Annotated in this window: 7 protein-coding genes; 5 read left to right on the top strand and 2 right to left on the bottom strand. The window is 41.7% G+C overall.

Going from position 1 to position 4,603, the window contains the following annotated elements; translation table 11 throughout:
* Nucleotides 1–217, bottom strand: a 217-nt coding sequence (locus K1X84_16775) for a hypothetical protein (protein MBX7153284.1), incomplete at its 3' end; no start/stop codon positions are given.
* A gap of 195 nt (nt 218–412) precedes the next feature.
* On the opposite strand from K1X84_16775, the gene xseB reads away from it, so the two are divergent.
* The 5 genes from xseB to K1X84_16750 all read left to right on the top strand — a co-directional run bounded on the left by xseB (nt 413) and on the right by K1X84_16750 (nt 3,476).
* The gene (xseB, locus tag K1X84_16770) at nt 413–658 is read left to right on the top strand and encodes an exodeoxyribonuclease VII small subunit (GenBank protein MBX7153283.1); all 246 of its coding nucleotides are present in this window, start codon (nt 413–415) and stop codon (nt 656–658) included.
* The gene (locus tag K1X84_16765; GenBank protein ID MBX7153282.1) at nt 655–987 is read left to right on the top strand and encodes a hypothetical protein; all 333 of its coding nucleotides are present in this window, start codon (nt 655–657) and stop codon (nt 985–987) included. Before xseB ends, K1X84_16765 begins: the two co-directional genes overlap by 4 nt.
* Before the next feature lie 62 nt (nt 988–1,049).
* On the top strand, nt 1,050–2,123 hold the full coding sequence (fni, locus tag K1X84_16760) for a type 2 isopentenyl-diphosphate Delta-isomerase (GenBank protein ID MBX7153281.1): 1,074 nt from the start codon (nt 1,050–1,052) through the stop codon (nt 2,121–2,123).
* A complete protein-coding gene (locus K1X84_16755) occupies nt 2,113–2,415 on the top strand; it encodes an antibiotic biosynthesis monooxygenase (protein ID MBX7153280.1) in 303 nt (100 codons plus the stop codon). Before fni ends, K1X84_16755 begins: the two co-directional genes overlap by 11 nt.
* A complete protein-coding gene (locus K1X84_16750) occupies nt 2,412–3,476 on the top strand; it encodes a peptidoglycan bridge formation glycyltransferase FemA/FemB family protein (protein MBX7153279.1) in 1,065 nt (354 codons plus the stop codon). Before K1X84_16755 ends, K1X84_16750 begins: the two co-directional genes overlap by 4 nt.
* Before the next feature lie 2 nt (nt 3,477–3,478).
* Here the strand turns inward: K1X84_16750 and K1X84_16745 are convergent.
* The coding region (locus tag K1X84_16745; GenBank protein ID MBX7153278.1) for an MFS transporter at nt 3,479–4,603 on the bottom strand (1,125 nt) is incomplete at its 5' end.

Genomic DNA, 4,603 nt, shown 5'->3' with positions numbered 1-4,603 from the left:
AACCGGATACCGTTGCCTTTAATTCGTCCAGTGTCGGCAAAGCATCGTTTCTGACGGCGGAAGATTTCATCGGTGTTATTTCCTGAGGTTTCGATTCAGCGGCCAATCCGGATGTCTTTGGTATGTTAGAATACTCGACAACCACTTCATGGCCATAAAGTTCACGGTGCCGTTCTATATATTTTTTTAAATCGGTAAAAACATCATTGATGCTCATGACTGAAATCTCAGGTGGAGAGCGTTAATAAAATAAAGATATGAAACAATACAATAAGCGCGACAATAAGCGCGTGAAGCTAAAAATAATCGTAAAGACTTTCAAGCGAAAGTTACGATTAAATCATTGAAAAATTCTCGTCATTATGTTATCTTTTGTCGGAATTAAATTGTCTTTATTTAACGCTGTCAATGCATGGCTAAAAAAAACTCTGGTAAAGAATCTTCTACAACATTTGAAACCTCTCTCAAAAAACTGGAGTCGATCGTAGAAGCGCTCGAAAGCGGCGACGTTGCGTTAGACGAGACGCTTTTGAAATTCGAAGAAGGCATGAAATTAGTTGAATATTGTCATACAAAACTCAATGAAGCTGAAAAAAAGCTCAAAATCCTGATCAAAGATAAAAACGGCAATCTCTCCGTCGAAGAAGAAGACGAATGAAAAAAATACAGCTTAAACATATCGCCCATGCACGCAGTGGCGACAAAGGTGACAGCTCCAATGTCGGTCTCATTGCTTATAAAAAAGAGCATTATGATTTACTGCGTGAAAAAGTTACTCCAAATGCGGTCAAACAACACTTCAAAAACATTTGTTTTGGAAATGTCGACCGGTTTGAAGTTCCCAATCTTCTGGCATTGAATTTTATTCTGCACGATTCACTAGGCGGAGGCGGCACAGAAAGCCTCAAAAACGATGCCCAAGGCAAAACCCACGGAATGGGTCTTCTCGAAATGGAAATTGAAGTTCCGGATGATTTTAAAATTTGATTTATCGAATCGTCATAAATCCAATCTGCTCGCCATTTTTTTACTGACCAATATCGTTTCATTTGAAAAAGAAAAAAAAATCACCGTCTCGATCGTCGCTTACCGTCAATCGCAAGAAAGAGCACGTCGAGATCAGCCTTGATAAAGACGTCGCACATCACAACAAAACGGCCGGTTTTGAACGGTACGAATTTGTTCACAATGCTTTACCTGAGCTTCATCTTAAAGATATTGATCCATCCGTAGATTTTCTAAACCGGCGTCTAAGCATTCCGTTGCTCATAACCGGCATGACGGGTGGATATGACGGCGCAGTGAAAATCAATGCCGGACTTGCAGAGGTGTGTGAATCAATGAAGATCGCCATGGGCGTTGGCAGCCAGCGCCAATTGATCGAAGACGATTCACAAATTGAAAGTTATCGTATTGCCAGAAAAAAAGCGCCTACGATTCCGATCATCGGCAATATTGGCGCAGCTCAAATCGCAAAAGGCATCCATGAACAAAATCTTCGTAAGATACTTGATATAATTGAAGCGAATGCAATCGCTGTTCACCTCAATGCACTTCAGGAAGCCGTGCAATACGAAGGCGATTTAAATTTTAAAGGCGTATTGTCCGGTATTGAACAATTGGTTTTGCGTCTGAATATTCCAGTCATTGTAAAAGAAACCGGCGCCGGCATTTCCTCTGAAGTAGCTCAACGATTGTACAATTCTGGAGTCCGGTATATTGACGTTTCGGGCGCCGGCGGTACGTCGTGGTCGGCGGTGGAATCATTCAGAAAGCGGCCGGGTGAAAAAACCACTCACGTCCAACGGCTTGCAAAAAAATTTTGGAATTGGGGAATTCCGACTGCCGACTGTATTGTTGAAACGTCTAAAATCCGCGATCTTTTCATTATCGCTTCCGGCGGCATTAAAGACGGAGTCGATATAGCCAAATCGCTCGCTCTCGGTGCATCGATGGCTGGAATGGCCAGACCGTTATTAAAAAAATTAATGAACGATGGCATAAAAGGATTATCAGACGAAATCGATTTTTTAAAAAAAGAATTATGTCTCGTGATGTTTCTGACCGGATCGGATACCATTACAACGTTAAAACAAAAAAAACTTATCCGCTATGACATGTGAAATTTTTACGTATTATAAAGTTTCTCCGGAAAAAGAATCGGAATATATTGATACGGCCCATCAATTAAGAGCCTTATTCATGGAGTTCCCGGAATGCATCAGTTACCGGATCTACCGATGCCTTGATGATAAACAAAAAAATATATGGATGGAATGGGGCCAGTTTACTTCCCATGAAGATTTTGAAAACATTTTTCAGCAAATTTTGACGTCGGACATCTTTAAAAAAACAGTTGTGTTTATTGCCGGTGGAATTGAAAGCCGCAAAACGGAGATATTTACCGAAGCATGAATTTTCAACTCATCACTCAAACTCAGCGCGATGCATGGAATGCTTTTATTGGCAAAGCTCCACACGGATCGGTCCTTCAATCTTTCGAATGGGGTGAAGTTAAAAGCGGTACTTGGAAATCCGTTTACGCTTGTGCGACTGATGATAATGGTCATTGGCTGGCGGCGGCGTTGATTCTCAAACGCGTATTACCGATGGGATTATCGATTTTTTATATTCCTCGCGGCCCGATTTTTAAGCGCTATGATCTCCAGCTCATTCAGTTTTTTTTCGACTCAATTCGCCAGTTGGCCAAACAAGAAAAAGTCATTGTGATCAAATGCGATCCGGAAATTCCGGAAACATCTGGGGACTGGATCAACGCGTTCAAGAATTCGGGTTTTTCTTATAATCAAGAAAATGTGCAGCCGCGCGGCACCATCATTTTGGATATTAAGCCTGAACCTGACGAATTATTAAAATCTTTTCATCACAAAACACGTTATAATATTAAACTGGCCGAGAAAAAAGGTGTAGTCGTTAAAGAAGAAAATTCAATTCAAGGTATTGATATATTTTACGATCTTTTTAAAGTTACAAGCGAACGTGATCAGTTCATGATTTTACACCGTTCGTATTTTCATCATTTATGGAAAACCCTTAGCCGCCACGATATGGCTACCGTATTTGTTGCGTATTTCGACCACAAACCTTTAGGCGCGATTTTTCAGACAGTATTCGGCTCGCGTATGACATATCTTTACGGCGCTTCATCCAATGAGCACCGTAATCTGATGCCCAATCATTTGATCCACTGGCAAGCTATTCTTTGGTCAAAGCAGCGTGGCGCAACGTCTTACGATTTTTGGGGAATTCCGTCTCATCCGGCGGAAGGACATCCTTTGTGGGGCGTTTACCGTTTCAAAAAAGGATTTTGCGAAACGGAAACGAAATGGATAGGAACGTATGAATGCATTTTGAATCCAGTGAAATATAAACTTTTTACAGCTATCGTACAAAAAGCCAAAACATCCATTCGCTTTTTGAAAACAGGCAAAATCAAAAGCTCGCTCGAAGAATAATTTTATGCTTTAATTTTTGGTACGTAATCCCGTGTGATGTGATGAGCCTCGTCATGCTGCTCTTTGTCCCGGGCAAAACGGATCATCATCACCGTACTGATTACCATCAGTCCAAAACCTACCAGAAAAGTATTACCGATTCCCACGCCTTCAATCAACATTGCGCCGACAAACGGGGCAACTATTCCGCGCATTCCCGTCAACATTGTATGAATACCCATGTAAATGCCCACTTGATTTTTCGGGGCAAACTCCATGACGCATAATTGCCAACTCAATTGTGCGCCGCTCATAGAAATTCCTTGCAAAACGCTCGCCAGATAAATCAACTTGAGGTCGGTTGCGAAATAGAACAACAATAAATTAATCGTCGGTAAAATGTTGAGAAGAAAACGGATTTTAATCACTCCATACTTGTCAATTTGTTTTCCCCAAAACGCAAACGTCAATAACATCACTGCCTGCGGGATTACGGTTACGGCTAAAATCGCTTCTTCATAATTGGCATTAATTCCGTACTGAACATCCGTCACGTAAATGGTTTTGACAGGATCGATCATTATTGCAGCAAATCCAAAAATTGCCCAGTACGCCATGAAAAACGCAAATGGTTTGTCTTGTTTCATTACACGGCGGAACTGCACTAACGGATGTTCCGGAGACGCCTGACCGTTGACCGGTGCCTCCTGTAATTTGATTTTACGAAATTCGCGAACTCCCCATATGCCCACGAGCCCGATGATCGGATAGACATAAATATAATTGTGACCATCGATATCAAGCATCAAACCGAAAATATATGAAGCGGCAACGAAAGCAAGGTTGAAAACGGTTCGGACAACGCCCATGATTTTTCCACGGCTGTCGTTGGGATAATTCGTGCGATAAATACTGGTTAAAATCGGCGTGTTGAGGGAATGAATGGCATAAGCCGCGCATAGAATCAGCGTAAACAACCATGATGAAGAAAAAAACACCGAGACGAGCGCAGTTAATATGAATAAAATCCGCGCGGCCATGTCCGGATAATAGACATAATCCATTTTGTTGGAACGTTCGGCGTGCGAAGCAAAAAAAATGCTGAAGAGAAGGCCAATATTAACGGCGCTGTAGAGCAGTGCTACTTC

Source organism: bacterium (genome assembly GCA_019695335.1).
Classification (GTDB): domain Bacteria; phylum CLD3; class CLD3; order SB21; family SB21; genus JABWBZ01.
Note: the sequence above shows the minus strand (reverse complement) of the source record. Positions and strands in the feature narration are given on the sequence as shown.

Bases quoted from the DNA above. Each gene is read 5' to 3' on its own strand.
- xseB (MBX7153283.1), top strand. From the start codon at position 413: ATGGCTAAAAAAAACTCTGGTAAAGAATCTTCTACAACATTTGAAACC.
- K1X84_16765 (MBX7153282.1), top strand. From the start codon at position 655: ATGAAAAAAATACAGCTTAAACATATCGCCCATGCACGCAGTGGCGAC.
- K1X84_16755 (MBX7153280.1), top strand. From the start codon at position 2,113: ATGACATGTGAAATTTTTACGTATTATAAAGTTTCTCCGGAAAAAGAA.
- K1X84_16750 (MBX7153279.1), top strand. From the start codon at position 2,412: ATGAATTTTCAACTCATCACTCAAACTCAGCGCGATGCATGGAATGCT.